At 63.0% G+C, this 254-nt stretch carries 1 protein-coding gene; it reads left to right on the plus strand.

What is annotated here, in order from left to right:
• Positions 1 to 254, plus strand: a 254-nt coding sequence (locus ACNEUN_RS06340) for a hotdog family protein (RefSeq protein WP_463631599.1), incomplete at both ends; no start/stop codon positions are given.

Genomic DNA, 254 nt, shown 5'->3' on the forward strand with positions numbered 1-254 from the left:
CAGCAATCAATGGGGAAGCGGGCCTGAAGCCGTTCCGGATCCTGATTGCGGCCCATCTGCTGAACTATGTCGCCGAGGCCTACTATCCGGCCCTGGTCCATGTTTCTTCCGGCATCAGGGCTATCGGCAAGTCGTCCTGGCAGCTGGCGCAGATCGCACGGCAGGATGGCAGAACGGTAGCGCTGGCCTGCTGCGCGCTCGTGGCCGAGGAGGGTGGTCGATCGGTGCCCATTGGAACGGAATTCGAACGGGCT

This window comes from Gardnerella sp. C0684A1 (assembly GCF_055326835.1).